Origin of the sequence: Shimia sediminis, from assembly GCF_003990645.1 — a bacterium.
GTDB classification, from domain to species: Bacteria; Pseudomonadota; Alphaproteobacteria; order Rhodobacterales; family Rhodobacteraceae; genus Shimia; species Shimia sediminis.
Genome location: NZ_RYZK01000003.1, coordinates 1 through 15777, shown reverse-complemented (window position 1 = coordinate 15777; position 15777 = coordinate 1). Strand labels below are relative to the sequence as shown.

At 55.5% G+C, this 15777-nt stretch carries 16 protein-coding genes; 1 reads left to right on the top strand and 15 read right to left on the bottom strand.

The window, feature by feature from the left end; all coding sequences use genetic code 11:
- Nucleotides 1–21 precede the first annotated feature (21 nt).
- The 15 genes from EK369_RS08080 to EK369_RS08010 all read right to left on the bottom strand — a co-directional run bounded on the left by EK369_RS08080 (nt 22) and on the right by EK369_RS08010 (nt 14505).
- Nucleotides 22–1308 carry a TRAP transporter large permease gene (locus tag EK369_RS08080; RefSeq protein WP_127113342.1) on the bottom strand — a complete coding sequence of 429 codons (1287 nt, stop codon included), beginning with the start codon at nt 1306–1308 and terminating at the stop codon, nt 22–24.
- Nucleotides 1305–1799: a TRAP transporter small permease gene (locus EK369_RS08075; RefSeq protein ID WP_127113340.1), complete on the bottom strand. Its 495-nt coding sequence runs from the start codon at nt 1797–1799 to the stop codon at nt 1305–1307. The genes EK369_RS08080 and EK369_RS08075 overlap by 4 nt, the downstream gene beginning before the upstream one ends.
- A gap of 53 nt (nt 1800–1852) precedes the next feature.
- Nucleotides 1853–2881, bottom strand: coding sequence for a TRAP transporter substrate-binding protein DctP (dctP, locus tag EK369_RS08070; RefSeq protein WP_127113338.1), 1029 nt, complete (start codon nt 2879–2881; stop codon nt 1853–1855).
- 213 nt (nt 2882–3094) lie between these two features.
- Nucleotides 3095–4024 carry a LysR family transcriptional regulator gene (locus EK369_RS08065; RefSeq protein WP_127113336.1) on the bottom strand — a complete coding sequence of 310 codons (930 nt, stop codon included), beginning with the start codon at nt 4022–4024 and terminating at the stop codon, nt 3095–3097.
- Between the two features lie 357 nt (nt 4025–4381).
- Nucleotides 4382–5221, bottom strand: coding sequence for an alanine racemase (locus EK369_RS08060; protein WP_127113335.1), 840 nt, complete (start codon nt 5219–5221; stop codon nt 4382–4384).
- Between the two features lie 2 nt (nt 5222–5223).
- Complete coding sequence (locus EK369_RS08055; protein ID WP_127113333.1) at nt 5224–6381, bottom strand: amidohydrolase; 1158 nt, start codon at nt 6379–6381, stop codon at nt 5224–5226.
- Between the two features lie 10 nt (nt 6382–6391).
- Entirely contained in the window at nt 6392–7567 is a 1176-nt protein-coding gene (locus tag EK369_RS08050) for a thiolase family protein (protein WP_127113331.1), read from the bottom strand.
- Between the two features lie 12 nt (nt 7568–7579).
- On the bottom strand, nt 7580–8872 hold the full coding sequence (locus EK369_RS08045) for an ArgE/DapE family deacylase (RefSeq protein ID WP_127113329.1): 1293 nt from the start codon (nt 8870–8872) through the stop codon (nt 7580–7582).
- 8 nt (nt 8873–8880) lie between these two features.
- The gene (locus EK369_RS08040) at nt 8881–9534 is read right to left on the bottom strand and encodes a 3-oxoacid CoA-transferase subunit B (protein WP_164726924.1); all 654 of its coding nucleotides are present in this window, start codon (nt 9532–9534) and stop codon (nt 8881–8883) included.
- Nucleotides 9521–10213 carry a CoA transferase subunit A gene (locus EK369_RS08035; RefSeq protein ID WP_127113327.1) on the bottom strand — a complete coding sequence of 231 codons (693 nt, stop codon included), beginning with the start codon at nt 10211–10213 and terminating at the stop codon, nt 9521–9523. Before EK369_RS08035 ends, EK369_RS08040 begins: the two co-directional genes overlap by 14 nt.
- A complete protein-coding gene (locus EK369_RS08030) occupies nt 10210–11565 on the bottom strand; it encodes an aminotransferase family protein (RefSeq protein WP_127113325.1) in 1356 nt (451 codons plus the stop codon). The genes EK369_RS08035 and EK369_RS08030 overlap by 4 nt, the downstream gene beginning before the upstream one ends.
- Nucleotides 11562–12332, bottom strand: a complete 771-nt coding sequence (locus EK369_RS08025; RefSeq protein WP_127113324.1) for an amino acid ABC transporter ATP-binding protein — start codon at nt 12330–12332, stop codon at nt 11562–11564. Before EK369_RS08025 ends, EK369_RS08030 begins: the two co-directional genes overlap by 4 nt.
- 15 nt (nt 12333–12347) lie before the next feature.
- Entirely contained in the window at nt 12348–13004 is a 657-nt protein-coding gene (locus EK369_RS08020) for an amino acid ABC transporter permease (protein ID WP_127113322.1), read from the bottom strand.
- An 18-nt stretch (nt 13005–13022) separates the two neighbouring features.
- Complete coding sequence (locus tag EK369_RS08015; protein ID WP_127113320.1) at nt 13023–13670, bottom strand: amino acid ABC transporter permease; 648 nt, start codon at nt 13668–13670, stop codon at nt 13023–13025.
- Between the two features lie 61 nt (nt 13671–13731).
- Nucleotides 13732–14505 carry a transporter substrate-binding domain-containing protein gene (locus EK369_RS08010; RefSeq protein WP_127113318.1) on the bottom strand — a complete coding sequence of 258 codons (774 nt, stop codon included), beginning with the start codon at nt 14503–14505 and terminating at the stop codon, nt 13732–13734.
- A gap of 142 nt (nt 14506–14647) precedes the next feature.
- Here EK369_RS08010 and EK369_RS08005 point away from each other — a divergent pair, with 142 nt between their 5' ends.
- A complete protein-coding gene (locus EK369_RS08005) occupies nt 14648–15607 on the top strand; it encodes a LysR family transcriptional regulator (protein ID WP_127113316.1) in 960 nt (319 codons plus the stop codon).
- Nucleotides 15608–15777 lie beyond the last annotated feature (170 nt).

Below are 15777 nucleotides of genomic sequence, written 5' to 3'. Positions count from 1 at the left end.
TCGTCCGGATATTCGCGCGTTTTAGCTTCCCATGCCGAATACGGCTGGTAGCCAAAGAGTAAGCGGCGGGAACAGGATCAGCAGCAGCAAGACAAACAATGCTGTCAAAACAAACGGCCAGATGGTGCGGAACAAAGACACGATGTCCAGCCCACTCACGGCCGCTGCCACATACACACATGCCCCCATAGGCGGTGTGATAAGTGCGATCGTGATGTTCAGGGTGATAACGACGCCCAAATGGATCGGATCGATACCGGCGCTCAAAGCCACAGGAACCACAATCGGAGTAAGAAGCATCAATGCAGAGACTTCCTCCATGAACATACCGGTCAAAAAGCAAATCCCGCTGATCATAAGCAAAACCACGACCGGATGGTCGACATAGGGCGACAGCAGGGACACGAATTGGTTCGGCACTTGCGCATACGCGAGCAGCCAACTTACCGTTGTCGAAGCAGCCATGATGAGAAAGATGGCAGAGGTCAGTTTTGTGGTTTCGACAACTGCACGCCAAAACGCCGAAATATTCAGCGTTCCAAGAACAAGCCCGCACAACGCAACATAAGCCACGGTCAACGCCCCGGACTCTGTCGGTGTGACCAATCCGATGACAATCCCGGTAACGATAATGAAAGGGGCGATGAGCGCGGGCAAAGCGCTTAAGGCCGTCCAGGCAAATTCACCTATGGTGGGAAACCGGCCGCGGCTTTCAAGGCCATGTTTCCATGCATACCAGACATTCATTCCCATGAAGGCAAGACCAAGTATCAACCCTGGAATGACGCCGGCCAGAAAGAGACCGCCAACCGATGTATTGGTCAGCGAGGCATAGAGGATCATGAATATGCTGGGCGGGATGATCGGGCCGATCAGCGAACTCCCGGCGGTCAGGCCTGCAGCAAAAGACGTCGAATAGCCTTCTTTGCGCATGGTTGGGATCAGCAACGACCCGAGCGCAGAGGTATCTGCCACTGCAGATCCGTTGACGCCTGCGAAAAACACACTGGAGACCACATTGACGTGCCCCATTCCGCCGCGCAAATGACCAACCAGAAGCTTGGCAAACGCCATTAGCCTGTCAGTAAGACCACTCACATTCATGAGATTGCCGGCCAATACAAACAGCGGAATGGCCATCAGCGAGAACACATTAATTCCAGAGAAGAACTGCTGGGGCATCATGCGCGGGATCATACTTGGGTCCACGAACATAAACCCAACGGCTGCCGCAGCAAGCAGCGAGATGAACAGTGGCACCCCCAGCAGGACATGAACCAGGAAAACAATAAGCATCGTGAGGGTCATTCGGCGATCTCCTCTGTCTGGTCGCTTGCTCCCCAAGGCCCCGCCAGAAGCAGATGCCAGGAAAGCAGTCCCAAACCGATTGGGATCGTAAGCAGCGGAATTGTTCGCGACACCCCAAGACCTTGCGTCTTGAAAAAGGAAACGGAGAACGCGTATCTGTAGCTAAAAACCGTACCCAGCAGGGCAATGACCAAGATCAGAAGCCACTGGTAAACTTTCAGAATATTGCAGAGCTTCTTAGAAAGCAGGCGCTCAATCGCATTCACACGCATGTGACTTCCGTCAACCCACACGGCACCGGCGGCAATCATGACACCGCCAATAATCAGGTAGCGTGCAAGTTCATCAGTCCAAATCGGCGCGCCGCCAATAACATATCGGGTGATGACGCCGAATAGTATGACAAGCAAATCCAAGAAAAGCAAAACTGTAGCAAGCTGCAAAGACAGGTGGCGGCTCGCGTTAAGCAACTTTGGTATCGTGTGTTTCATCGGAGCCCTCGGAAAAGGTGGGCAGGGGAAAGCTCCCCTGCCTGTAGTAGCGGTTACTGTGCGCTTGCGCCCGCATCATTCAACGCTTGTGCGATGGATGCTTCGGAAATTCCCTGCTCTTTGAGCCAGTCAAGATAGGCAGGCTGTCCCAGATCACGGAATTTGGCCAACTCTTCAGTCGAAGGCTGGATCACAACCATGCCTTTGTCTTCCAGATACTTGATCCGATCGTTGACCTGCGCTTCGTTGGCGCTGCGGGTTGCTGCCGAGGATTCGTCAATGGCTTCAAGAAAGGCTGCACGTGTTGCCTCGTCCAGACCGTCGATGAACGCCCCGTTGCCTACAAGGAACTGGGGGGAGTACTGAATGTTAGCCAGCGTCAGATAAGTTTGCACCTCATAGAGGCTACCCAGAATGATGTAGGCAGGTGGATTCATTTGGCCATCAGCGACGCCGGTCTTCAGCGCCTGATACACCTCAGTCCACGGAATCGGGGTGCCCGAGGCGCCAAACCCTTCGTACAAAGCCACCTGGCCAGGATCCATTGCACGGAATCTCAAGCCATCAAAGTCCTGCGGCGAGGAGATCGGTTTTTTGTTGTTGGTGAAGGCCAGAAAGCCGCCTTCTTCGACAACAGCGAGCATTTCCACACCAGCGCGCTCCCGCATCGAGGCCTTCACGCCAGACCAGAACTCGCCTTTGTCAAAAAACGCACGCGCTGACGTGAAATCTTCAAATAGAAACGGGGTTGAGCTGACAAAGACCTCGGGGACGATGGGTGTCACGCCGGCGAATGACGCAACATTCAAGGAAGGAGTGCTGATGGTTTGCTCCATCCGGTCCTGTTCTTCACCCAGCATGCTGTTGGGAAATAGCTTCAGTGTGATTTCACCCTTTGTCTTTTCCTCAACACGCGCTTGCAAATCGATTGCAAAAGCATGGACCGGGTTTTTCCCTGCGTCGGGTGCACCATTGTAGCTCAGGTTCACTTCTGTTCCAGCCTGGACAGAACCCGCGAGGCACACCGCAGTAAAACAAGCGGCACTCAGTGTCTTGACTGAGAATTTGCTCCAAAAGTTCATTAGTCTCTCCTTGTTGGGGTTAGTAGTACGTATTCTTGTTGCGTTCCCCGAGAGCTTAGGTGTTGAAAAGCGGGCGAATCAATGCCAGAAGTGCTGCATTTTTCGCAACACTGACTTCGCAAGCTACATCAACCTGCATAAGGCAGTTTTGCTCCTTTTGGGTTTGTTCGGACCTTGCGCCGGTTGTTTCCAAATACGGATTTGCGCAGTTTGTCAGCGCCTGATCAGACGCGGCGCATCGGCGTTGAAAAAACGCATTTTTGCACGAAGATAGTCTAGGCAGCACTGTGTTGCGATCGTTCTTTCACGGTCTACCAAACTAGCGATTTGTGCGCGCGTACTGCTGAAGATATTATGCTCCAACGGAATTGCGACCAGTGTGCCCGCGCTAATTTCTTGAGCAACGGTCAGCTCGGGCATGAATGTTATACCCCGGCCGGAGCACACATAATGCCTAAGCACATTGACAGAATTGGTCAGAAGCTGTGCCTCGAACACAACTCTTTGCTGATGGGCAACGGCGTCCAGCATTTGGCGCAACCCAAATGAGGGGTCCATCAAACCTATAGGGTGCTTGGCGATTTCCTGAAAGGACAGTGGCTGTGTTATTCGGGAGAACGGATGATCGGCAGGCACAATTAGATCAATCGGCTGAATTGTTTCAGCATGGCATTCAAGCATATGGTCGACAGGCGGTGCGTAGAGAATTGCCAAGTCTACATCTCCTGACTTCAGCAAATCCGTGGCTTCATCGACTCCACTCACAGAGATTTCAACTTTCACACCCGGGTTTTCGGCCATGAATTCTCCCAAAGGTTCCAGCATTAAGTCAGAAACGAACCCCTCGCCAACAGCGATTCGGACCCATCCGGCAACAACCCCCTGAAGCTCGTTAAGATGGGACAAGATTGCCGCCTCTGAAGCCTCTTGTTTATGGTGATGCTGTGCCAGCAATCGGCCTGCTTCTGTCAAGATGGTCCCGGAAGCCCCTCTCTCGAGCAAGGTCACATCCAAGATTTCTTCAAGCTGGCGGATCTTTCGACTCACCGTCGACACATCGACACCTGACATTGACGCTGCCCGCCGCAGCGATCCTCTGCGGTTGATCGCACTTAGGTAAAATAGCGCTCTTGTATTCAGCATGAGATACCCTGTTTCAACCCAACCAATGCAATGACTTAGAGTAGTATGCCTTAAGGTTAAAGCCCATGTGGCGGGCCTGTCACGGTTTGATTCAGCGATGCCGCTCAACGTACAAATTTTGAGGCAACCCTCACCTGAAGACGCAGCGGTGCAATTGGAAATGGAATATGAGTACTTCATGTCTGGAAGTTCTCGGTCTGATCAGGAGATTAATTCTATCAATTTCGAAGACCACTAGGCTTTCAAAGAAATGGTCAAAGGTACTCGCTTGGCATGAGTTTCAACGACTTTCACCCGGCTGTAGACCTCCCCATCATCAATCAGTTCCAAACCGGTTTCGATGGCATCCGTGATAACCTATGCCTTCAGACGGCGGTCCGTTTCCAAGAGGCAGTCGCGATCATAGCCCACGGTTGCGCCCTTGGGGTAATCTCCCAGGTGAACCACACGAGACTTGAGTTCCATGCTTGGGCGAAAGCCAAGTTCCGGGTTCAAGATACCATAAAGGATGGCCCCGCATCGGTACAGGTCAGTTTCAATCTGTTCGCCAGAGAGCAAAGTCAACGTGCTGCCTGCGTGGGCCAGTATATCCGACCTCTTCAGGGAACCGTAGTCATAGATCCATGCAACTTGCTGCTTGAACAGGTCCGAATTCTGTCTGAGTAGAGCGGGCTCGTTCGATGGGAAATGGGTGCAGATGCCAACGACATGCGGGCCGATTTCATCAAGGATTTCCCAACATTCCTGTTGACCAGCTTTGGTCGACACTTCTAACCCGTCGCGGCTCATACCATCGCTATTCAGCGCAAGATGAACGCCAATCGGCCGCGAACCAGAAGCTAGATTCTGACGCAGATGTTTGGCTGCCCAAAGTGAACCGACCTGTTCTTCAACGCGGTCAGCGCACGCCTCGGTCATCTCCTGCGGTGTGGCGGCGCGCAGGCGCATTAGCCTACCGGAAAACCCTGCCTTCCGAACGGCGCGGGCTTCGGCGTTTGAGGTTATTCCGACAACGCTGACCCCTTGCTCCAGAAGTAAAGGGACCACTCTTGCGATCCCGTGCCCATAAGCGTCCGCCTTTAACACCGCGCAAAATCCTACACCGTCCGGCACAAGACCCAGCGTCAGTTCGAGGTTGTTTGAAATGCGGTCGCAGTGGATTTCACACCAGGAGCTTGGAATGGGGGATGTGGACATATTCAGATCTGCGCGCGCCCCAGAATGGCGTCTATGATGCCACTGAATAGATCAATCACTATCGGGATCAACGCATCAGGAAAGTCGTAGTCAGGATTGTGCAATTGAGGGTGGTTTTCACCCGCGCCCACATAGATCATGGCCGCTTTGGCGCCATCCCCGCCGATCCGGCCAAAGTCCTCCGACCAGCGCATTGGTGTCGGCATTTCGCGCAGGCTGCGGCACTGGGATTGGGCTATCTGACGGGCGATGTCAGTCGCTTCCGGGTCGTTGGTCACCGACAAAAAGACATCGTGCCAATGAAACGAGACCGACAGACCGTCACTATAACGCTCGACGAGCGACAGCGCGTCACACACCAGAAGGTCCATGCGGGCATCGGTCATGCAGCGCAGTGTAACGCGCAGTTCTCCTCGCCCTGGAGCGATGCCAAAGGTTGGATCGCCCAATTGGGCATGGGTCAGCGTAGCGAGTGCAAAGTCCCCATCTGCAATCGTACCTGCGCTAAGAGCTGGCAAGGCATGCATCAAACTGGCCATGGTCGCACCTGGAGAAACCCCGTCTTCAGGTGCCGCCGCGTGAGAGCTTTTGCCCTCTAGCAGGATTTGCATCCCGCGAGAGGCGCAATTGCCCGGACCAGGGCGTAATCCAATCTCTCCAAGCGGACGGCCCGGCACGTTATGATAGGCAAAGGCATAGTCAGGGCGGATTTCCGGCCAACGCGGGTCTTCCATGACCGACTTGGCCCCAGCGCCGGTTTCTTCAGCCGGTTGAAAAAGCAGGATCACGCGGCCCGATGTGGGCCGGATGGCGAGCGCCATAGCCACACCCAGCATCGACGCCATATGCCCGTCATGGCCGCAGAGATGCCCCCTGCCTTCGATTTCGGATTTGTGAGCAATGTCGGAAATTTCATGAATCGGCAGCCCATCAAGTTCGCAACGCAGAAGAACCGTTGGGCCATCCGTTGCGCCGTCAAAAGCTGCCGCAACACCATGACCGCCCAACCTCTGCCAGATCTGATCCGCCCCAAGTGCAATCAGCTCGTTTCTGATGCGCTTTGCCGTCTCACGCTCCTCGCCCGAACTTTCGGGACGGCGATGAAGCTCATGACGAAGGGATGTCAGCGTCGCAATTTGCGCCTGTGTCAGAATGGCCATGGGGACCCCTTTAGAATATCTCGAACAATCCAGCCGCACCTTGACCACCGCCAACGCACATAGACACAACGCCCCATCTTGCGCCACGGCGGCGGCCTTCCAGCAGGATATGCCCCGCCATACGCGCCCCCGACATTCCATAGGGATGCCCGATCGAAATGGCCCCGCCGTTGACATTGAGCTTTTTATTAGGGATGCCCAGATGGTCGCGGCAGTAGAGAAGCTGTGAGGCGAAGGCCTCATTGATTTCCCAAAGGTCGACATCTTCCATGCTCAAACCTGCGCGGCTTAAAAGGCGCGGAATGGCGACAACGGGACCTATGCCCATTTCATCGGGTGCAACGCCAGCAACTGCAAAGCCTCGCATGGCCCCCAAGGGCGAGAGTCCGCGCCGCTCGGCCTCTTGAGCCTCCATTACAACCAAGGCCGCGGCGCCGTCTGACAACTGGCTGGCATTGCCTGCTGTCACGGTTTTGCCTGCGCCCATCACAGGGGCAAGGCTCTGGAGCCCGTCGGCGGTTGTTGTGGGTCTGTTGCATTCGTCCGCTTCAATGCGCACGGGGGCATTTGATGTTTCGCCGGTGGATTTGTCCGTCACCAGTTTCACGGCCTCAACTGGAACAATCTCATCTGCGAACAGCCCCGCCTCTTGTGCCCGCGCCGTACGCAATTGGCTCTCAAGCGCATAGGCATCCTGTTCTGCACGGTTCACGCCATAGCGCCCGGCCACGATTTCGGCAGTGTCGAGCATACTGAGGTAATAGGCGTCAGGCGTGCTTGGATCGCGATAGCGATGGCCATTCCAAAGGGTATTTTGTACCAGTGAAATACTCTCGAGACCACCCGCCAACGCCACGTTCACGCCTTCGCATTGCGCCATGTGAGATGCGATGGACAGCGCATTCAAACCAGAGGCACATTGACGGTCCACCGTGGCTCCGGCCACGCTATCGGGCAGACCAGCGGCCTGAACGATGTGGCGGGCCACGTTGGCCGCAGATGACCCTTGGGTCAGGGCCGAACCAAATATCGCCTCTTCCACTTCCGACCCGCTCACATCAGCGCGTTCCAAAGCGGCCCGGACGGCTGGCGCGGCGAGGCTTGGCGCTTCAAGGTTATTGAACGCGCCGCGGTAGGCTTTGCCAATAGGGGTTCGTGCTGTTGAAACGATAACGGCATTGCGCATTTGGCGGCCTCCTCAGATGTCTTCGGTGCCGCACCATTGCGCAATAAACGCAGCAGTGGCCTTGGTCACCCGGCGCATACTTTCCAACTCAACCCGTTCGTTGAAACCGTGGATCGCCTCAGCACGGGGGCCATAAACCAGCGCGGGCGTATCCGCATATAGACCAAAGAAGCGGGCGTCTGTTGTGGCGGTGATGGCTTCGCGCTCAAGGGCTTTGCCCGTGGCGCTCTGATGAGCCTCGTCGAGCGCTCTGATCGCAGATGCGGCCTTGGCCGAGCTGTCCTGAGACAGGGCGTACCCTTCGGCATGGAACCCGTGATAGACGATCTCCGGCAAAGAGTTGCGCAGGAACTCATTGTCGCGTGCAGCATCCAGGATGACCTCCTCGATCTCGGCCTTTGCAGCGTCAATCGATTGGCCAGGGAAGATTGCCATGCGCACATCAAAGGTGCTCCAAGCGGGGACAGAACTGGTCCAGTCGCCGCCCTCGAATTTGCCAATGTTGAGGTTCAGCGCGTGGTCCATGTGGGCGTAATCTGCGGGCCGCCTGTCTGCGGTATTCCAGTGATGCTCCATCTGATGCAACGCGTTGATCAAAGGGATTGCTGCCTCGATCGCATTGGCACCGCTGCCCGCATATGCGACGTGGGTTGGCAGGCCCTTGAGGTGGACCTGGAACCAGATCACGCCAAGCTGAGCGGTGACAAGATACTCGGAAAAGGGTTCGGGGATAATCGCGGCATCGGCGGTGTAGCCGCGGGCAAGACAGGCCAGCGCACCATTGCCTGTGCATTCCTCTTCGACCACGGATTGATAGAACACATCCGCTGCCGGCGCCAAACCGCAGGCCGCCAGCGCATCCAGAGCGAACAGGTTAGAGGCCAGCCCTGCCTTCATATCGCCGCCGCCGCGGCCATAAAGCCAGCCATCCGCAATACGAGGTTCAAAGGGCGGGCTGTCCCACATATCGAGCGGACCTTCCGGGACAACATCGATATGACCGTTAAGAATGAGCGACCGGCCCGTTTGCGTTTTTGAGCGGTGCACGCCAACGACATTGAGCGCGTCTTCGTAAGGGCCAAGCACGGGCGAAAAACCTGGCAAATGCTGAATGTCGGCCACGTCGATCTGCCAGCGATCTATCTCATATCCGCGCGCTGCAAGCTCTGCCGCCATGAAATCCTGCGCCGATTGCTCTTGCCCGCGCAACGACGGGTGCGAGGTCAGCTCGCTGAGGAACGCGGTTTGTTTGTCAAACGCGACGTCCACAGCATCGAACAGGAGGTTTTGAAGATCAGATTGCATTGGCGTCCTCAAAAGCTTGGTAATTTCGTGGCTGGGACGATCAGCGGGGCGCCAGTGGCCTCTTTGATCTCGGCCAAGCCGACACCTTCGGCGGTTTCAACAAGGTGGAAGCCGTCTGCGCCAATATCAATGACAGCCAGATCGGTAAAAATCCGCCTGACACAACCTCTCGCCGTAATTGGCAGCGTGCATGCGTCTTTCAGCTTTGGGTTGCCGGCGCGATCTGTATGTGTGGTCAACACAATCACACGCCGCGCTTTTTGCGCCAACTCGATGCCGCCGCCCATGCCCGGAGAGAACTTCCCCGGAATTTTCCAATTGGCCAGGTCGCCATTGGCCGCAACCTCAAAAGCCCCAAGCATCGTCAGATCAAGCCGACCAGAGCGCACGAGGGAAAAGCTGGTCGCACTGTCAAAAAAGGCCGAGCCGGGAATGGTCGAAACATAGGCACCGCCCGCATCAATCAGGTTGCGGTCGGCCTGTTCGGGGGACAGCGTTGGGCCGATCCCCGCCAGCCCGTTCTCCGTATGCAGGCACACGGGGAAATCAGCAGGCAAGTGATTGACCACCTTGGTTGGTAAGCCAATTCCAAGATTCACCACCATTCCAGGCTGAACTTCACGGGCCGCGCGGGCGATCATGCGATCTCTAGCGTTGGACAACAGCGTATTCCTCCGACAGTTCGCCAAGCTCTGTGACATGGTCAACAAAGACGCCGGGGGTGTGAATGTCATTGGCGGCAAGTTCACCCAGCGGCAAAAGGCTTTCGACTTCGGCAACAACACGATCAGCGGCCATTGCCATCAGCGGATTAAAATTCTGTGCCGTGCCAACATAGGCAAGATTGCCAAAGCTGTCGGCCTGCGCAGCGTGCAGTAGGGCCACATCAGCGCGCAGGGCTGGTTCGATGATCTGTGTCTTGCCGCCGAACTCGATCTCTTTCTTGCCCTCGGCCAGTTCGGTGCCAATACCGATATCGCTGAGGACGCCGCCAAGCCCAGCTCCGCCCGCGCGGATGCGTTCGGCCAGAATGCCCTGTGCGTTGAACTCCACCTCGATTTCGCCCGCATTCATCAGTTTGATTGCATGGCCATTGAGACCCAAATGCGTCGTGACCAGCCGCGCGACCTGTCCGCTTTTCAAAAGATGATCAACGCCCATATCAGGCTCGTTTGCATCGTTTTTTACAATCGTCAGGTTGCGTGCCCCATGTTTCACGAGCGCATGGATCAGCACAAATGGCGTGCCCGGCACCCCAAATCCTCCCAGCATGACCGTATCGCCATCTTTGATGTGAGCGATAGCCTCTTTGATGCTGGTTTGTTTGCTGGGAAGCTTCACGCGGCTTCCTCCATGACGGGCAGTCCGGCTTCGGCAGCGAAAGCATCCAGCGCATCCCGCAGGATGCTCATCATCTCGCCAATTTGCTCTTTGGTGATGATCAGCGGTGGAGCCAGCAGGAAGTGATCCCCAGACGTGCCCCCACGGGTGCGACGGGAATAGATGATCAGGCCGCGCGCATAGGCCAGTTCCACCAAGCGATCATATGCATTTAGAGCGGTTGGAAGCGGCTCCATCGTATCGCGGTCCGCGACAAACTCAAACGCAGTCAACAGCCCCTTGCCGCGCACATCCCCGATAAAGGGGTAGCGGTGCATCAGGTTGTGCAACTCAGCCATCAACACATCGCCCATGCGGGCAGCGTTTTCGATCAGATTCTGCTGTTCCATCTCTTCCAGAACAGCCAGCCCGGCAGCACAGGCCATCGGGTTGCCCGCATATGTAAAACCATGCAGGAAGCCGCCCGCGTCGAGCACGGGTTCGACCAACCGCTTTCCTGCAACCATCGCGCCCAGCGGCGCATAGCCCGCGCCAAAGCCTTTGGAAAGCGCCACGATATCAGGCGTGATCCCCCAGTGCTCAGCCGCAAGAAACTTGCCCGTGCGTCCTGCTCCGGTCATCACCTCATCATAGATCAGCAGAACGCCAAACTCGTCGCAGATTTCTCGGATTCGCCTATAATAACTGTCGGGCGCCACAAGCGCGCCAGTCGAAGCGCCGCCAACAGGCTCCATGATAAAGGCAAGAACGGTTTCAGGGCCTTCATCAATGATCTTGTCGCGCAAGAACTCCGCGTATTTCAGCCCGCGTTCTTCTTCAGTCAGGTTGTCACGATCCAGATATGTGGCTGGAGAAGAAACTTTGGGCATCTCGCGCAACATGGGTTTGAACGGCTTGCTCAACGGTTCATAGCCTGTCATTTCCAGCGCCCCAAACGTGCTCCCGTGATAGGATGGAAACCGCGAGATGACTTTGTACCGCCCACTCTCGCCTTGGGTCAGGGCATATTGACGAGCCAGCTTCACAGCGCTTTCCACGGCCTCGGAGCCACCTGAGACAAAGAAAACACGATCAAGCCCTTCAGGCATCAGCGATACCGTCTTTGCGGCCAGATCCTCGGAGGGGTGGGTGCGAAAATGTAGCCGGTAGCCGAACGTCGCCTTGTCCATTTGCGACTTGATCTTGGCCAGAACGCGCGGGTTCGAATGCCCGATATTGGACACCATGGCCCCCGAAGAACCATCAATATACCGCTTGCCGCCTTTATCAAAAAGATAGATCCCCTCACCCCGCTCCAGAAACGGGCGCGGGTTACGGGTCTGGTAGAAAAGATATGAGGGCGCGTCGCTCATTTGGCACCTTCCAGATGTTTGCGCAGGAATTCCCGGGTTCGCGGTTGTGTTGGATTTCTGAACAAAACATCAGGAGGACCTTCTTCGACAACCACGCCTTGATCCATGAACAGAACCCTGTCACAGACCGAAGCGGCAAAATCCATCTCATGGGTCACGATGATCATTGTCATGTGCTCTTCAGCCAGTTTCCGCATAACAAGGTTGACCTCTTCCACCAGCTCCGGATCGAGCGCCGATGTTGCCTCGTCAAACAACATGAGCTTGGGTTTCATGGCCAAGGCGCGTGCGATGGCAACGCGTTGTTTCTGACCACCAGAGAGCTGCGACGGGTAATAGTCGATGCGCTCGAGCATGCCGACTTTGTCCAGTTGCTCTTTGGCCAGCGTATTGGCCTCTTCCTTGGAAATACCCTTGAGCATCAGAGGCGCCATTGTCACGTTTTCGCGCGCGGTCATATGCGGGAACAGATTGAAATGCTGAAACACCATTCCGACTTGTTGGCGCATCTGGTTGATGTGTTTTTCGTATTTGCGGTGCGAAAGCTTCTGGTTCACTTGCACACCATCAAGCCAGACCTCGCCGCCGGTGAGCGGATCAAGATCATTGATCGCCCGCAGCAACGTGGATTTGCCGGATCCAGATGAGCCAATAATACCGACGATCTGGCCGCGCTCAACGGTCAGGCTGATATCTTTCAGAACCTCGAGCGCACCAAAAGATTTCTGGGCATGTCGGATTTCAACGAAATGGGATGGGTCGGTCATAACTGCCTCTTGGCGTCAGCGGGAAATCGAGATGCGGCGTTCAATTTTGCGCTGCAGCCATTCCATCGCGAGGTTGATTACATAGTAGCAGGCCGCAGCCATCAGGTAGAACTCGAAGGGCCGGTAGGTCCTGCCGATCACGCGCTGCGCCGATAGGGTGAGTTCGCTTACGCCGATCACCGAGACCAAAGCGCTGTCTTTCAAAAGCGCAATCATGTTGTTGCCAATCGGTGGAATCACTGCTCGCACAGCTTGAGGAACGACAACCTTGCGGAGAGCTTCCGTGCGGCTCAGTCCCAAAGTTCGGGCGGCTTCCATCTGACCCTTGTCCACCGACAGGATCGCGGTTTGGATCAGTTCGGAGTTATAGACTGCAAAGTGCAGTCCCAGCCCAATGATCCCAGCCACAAAAGCAGGCAAGTCGATACCGATCTGCACCAGCCCGAAATAGATCAGGAACAGCTGCAGCAGAAGCGGCGTGCCCATGAACAGCCATTCGATCAGCCGAAACGGCTGGCGAATAAGCCATGGCGCATACAGTGCGATCACAGCAAACAAGATGCCGCCGATAAAGCTCAGGATGGCTGCAGCGAGCGTGATGCCAATGGTCCAGGCGCAGCCCAGCAGGATCACGTCGAGATATTTGGGGATGATTGTAAAACCGAGGCCCATCTGGTTGTCCTTTCGCGATCAGGTGATCTGCACTTTACGGTCCAGCCAGGCGACGCCCCGGCCCGTCACGTAAATGATGATCATGTAAAGAACCCCTGCGAGGAGGAACATCTCGAACGGCTTATACGTCGAGCCGATGTAGCGCTGCGCAGTGTAGGTGAGTTCAACCACCGAGATCGCCGCGACAAGGGCTGTGGCCTTGATCAACGCGTTGATATTGACCCCAAGCGGACGCACCATCAGGCGCGCGGATTGCGGAAGGATCACCTTGTACATCGTTTGCCATTGGCTGAGGCCAAGGGTGCGGGATGCTTCGCGTTGCCCCTTGTCGATCGAGATAATCGCGCCTCGGATTGTCTCGGTCATGTATGCGCCTGCATTCACACCAAGGCCGATCACACCAGCCTCAAAGGCATCCAACTGAATGCCAATCTGCGGGCCTCCGAAATAGAGAATGAAGAGTTGAATCAGAGCAGGCGTGCCACGAATGACGCTGACATAGGCCGCGCCCAGAAAACGCAAGAACGCAAATCGCGACAAGCGCGCTGCCGCACCCAATGCGCCGCAGATCAAGCCCAGTACCGCTGTCAGAACGGCCAACAGGATGGTGATCCAAGCCGCCTCAAGGAAGAACGGGTAGACCTTTAGCATCAGTTCGAAGTCCACAACGCACCCCCTTATGTATGTGCATGGCTCCCGCGTCCCATTGGGCGCGGGAGCAAAAAGCTTAGCGGATGTCCGCGCCGATCCACTTCACGGCCAGTTCAACATATGTGCCGTCTTCCATCATGGAATCGAGCGCCTTTTGCATCTCTGCCGCCAACTCGGGGCTGCCCTCACGAATAGCAATGCCAGCGCCGAAGGGCTCTGTCGTCGGGTCACCGAACATTTCGAATTCCTGGCCCTTTTCCTTCATCGCCAGAATGGCAGCGATCGAGTCATTGACGATGGCGTCAACGCGGCCGTTCTCCAGCTCGAGCAGAAGCTCTGGCAGGCCTTTGTAAGTGTTGATGCTGTAGCCGCGTTCACGTGCCCAATCTTCGTGGGTCTCGCCAAGAGTGAGACCGACTTTCTTACCTTCCAGATCGTCAAGGCTTGAGATTCCTGAGCCCGGCTTGGTGAAAATCGCTCGCTTGTCGGAATAATATGGACCGACAAAGTCGACAACTTCATCACGCTCGGCGGTAATCGTCATTGAGCCTACAATTGCATCATACTTGCTTGCAAGCAGGCCGCCAATGATCCCGTCCCATGCGGTGGTGACGATCTCGACTTCAAGCCCCATACGCTTAGCGATCTCTGTGCCAATGGCCGGATCAAACCCGACAACCTGGTTTTCTTCATTCACAAAGTTGAACGGAGGGTAGGCACCAGACATCGCAATGCGGATGACGCCCTTGTCTTTCAGCGTGTTCAGTTCTTCGGCGGCAACGCTCATGCCAAAGACAGCAATGCCCGTGGCAGCGATTACAGATTTCAAAAACGTTCGGCGAACAGTCATATTTTCAGTCTCCCTGTAGGTATAGCGCTTTGTGGCTATTGCCCTTGGCGCGCCAGCGGAAATGTCCGCTCCGAAAAAAACCTTGCATGCCGCGTGATATAGCGCAAATAAATATTGAATATCTTCAATATCGAGGAAATCTATGGTCCTTTCGCCAAAACAACGCTTCACATGGAACCTCGACTGGAACCTTCTGCGCACCTTCATGGTGGTGGTTGAACAGAAAGGGATATCAAAAGCAGGAGATTTCCTGGGGCTCAAACAACCAACGATATCAGCGGCTCTGAAGCGGTTAGAACAACACACTGGACAAGTGCTTATCATACGGAAACCAAACGAGTTTTCCGTCACACGGGCAGGTCAAGTGCTCTATACGGAGTGCGCTAAAATCTTCGGCGCGGTCTCGCAGTTGCCGTGGCTACTCGATGTCGCTGACTCCGAGCTGCGTGGGCATCTTTCAATTGCCACAACAAGCCATGTGGTTTCGCATCACTTCGACAGATTTCTGAACACGTTTACCAGCGCGCATCCACATGTAACATTTTCATTTACGGTTTCCGAAAGTGACGAAGTTGAAACAATTGTCTCACAAAACCGCGCAAGTTTTGGCATATGCCTGCTTTCGGAGATGCCGAAGTACCTCGAAACGATGGTGCTCTATCGAGAGTATTTCGGGTTTTATTGCGGCGAACGCCATCCTTTGTTCGCGGCGGATGAAATCCTACCGGAAGATTTAGAGGGAGAGCCGTTTGTGGCGTTCCAAACCGAGGCAGAAGGCGGCCCTCTTGAGGTCATGGCACGCCTTCGCAATCGGCTGGGTCTTGCCAGCAATTGGCGCGGAGTTTCGTCCAGTCTAAATGAGATCCGGCGAATGATCATGGCTAATATCGGCATTGGCGCGCTCCCGGTGCACGTCGCCAAACAGGATGTTGACGCCAAACGCCTGCGCCAGCTACCGCCCTACACCGATCTTCCAATGGTGAACATCTATCTGATCAGCAATCCCGATCGCCGCCTGTCCAACGCCGAAGCGACATTCCTGTCCACCTGCGTTGCAGAACTTTCGGCAATCGACATCTTGGAACGCACCTATGGAGCGTAATGGTGAACCCCATTCCCATGAAATCAGGGTGACTCAATCGCAAGGCGCCGAAGCAATCGCGCAGGTGCTCGCTGATCGGAGGTGGCTTTTTGTACTGTTTGGTTGCGGGAGTAGGATTTGAACCTACGACCTTCAGGTTATGAGCCTGACGAGCTACCGGGCTGCTCCAT

What these genes read in the sequence shown, in the direction of transcription:
- EK369_RS08080 (WP_127113342.1), bottom strand. Translation starts at nt 1,308, where the DNA reads ATGACCCTCACGATGCTTATTGTTTTCCTGGTTCATGTCCTGCTGGGG.
- EK369_RS08030 (WP_127113325.1), bottom strand. Translation starts at nt 11,565, where the DNA reads ATGAGCGACGCGCCCTCATATCTTTTCTACCAGACCCGTAACCCGCGC.
- EK369_RS08060 (WP_127113335.1), bottom strand. Translation starts at nt 5,221, where the DNA reads ATGTCCACATCCCCCATTCCAAGCTCCTGGTGTGAAATCCACTGCGAC.
- EK369_RS08055 (WP_127113333.1), bottom strand. Translation starts at nt 6,381, where the DNA reads ATGGCCATTCTGACACAGGCGCAAATTGCGACGCTGACATCCCTTCGT.
- dctP (WP_127113338.1), bottom strand. Translation starts at nt 2,881, where the DNA reads ATGAACTTTTGGAGCAAATTCTCAGTCAAGACACTGAGTGCCGCTTGT.
- EK369_RS08020 (WP_127113322.1), bottom strand. Translation starts at nt 13,004, where the DNA reads ATGGGCCTCGGTTTTACAATCATCCCCAAATATCTCGACGTGATCCTG.
- EK369_RS08025 (WP_127113324.1), bottom strand. Translation starts at nt 12,332, where the DNA reads ATGACCGACCCATCCCATTTCGTTGAAATCCGACATGCCCAGAAATCT.
- EK369_RS08065 (WP_127113336.1), bottom strand. Translation starts at nt 4,024, where the DNA reads ATGCTGAATACAAGAGCGCTATTTTACCTAAGTGCGATCAACCGCAGA.
- EK369_RS08050 (WP_127113331.1), bottom strand. Translation starts at nt 7,567, where the DNA reads ATGCGCAATGCCGTTATCGTTTCAACAGCACGAACCCCTATTGGCAAA.
- EK369_RS08045 (WP_127113329.1), bottom strand. Translation starts at nt 8,872, where the DNA reads ATGCAATCTGATCTTCAAAACCTCCTGTTCGATGCTGTGGACGTCGCG.
- EK369_RS08075 (WP_127113340.1), bottom strand. Translation starts at nt 1,799, where the DNA reads ATGAAACACACGATACCAAAGTTGCTTAACGCGAGCCGCCACCTGTCT.
- EK369_RS08010 (WP_127113318.1), bottom strand. Translation starts at nt 14,505, where the DNA reads ATGACTGTTCGCCGAACGTTTTTGAAATCTGTAATCGCTGCCACGGGC.
- EK369_RS08005 (WP_127113316.1), top strand. Translation starts at nt 14,648, where the DNA reads ATGGTCCTTTCGCCAAAACAACGCTTCACATGGAACCTCGACTGGAAC.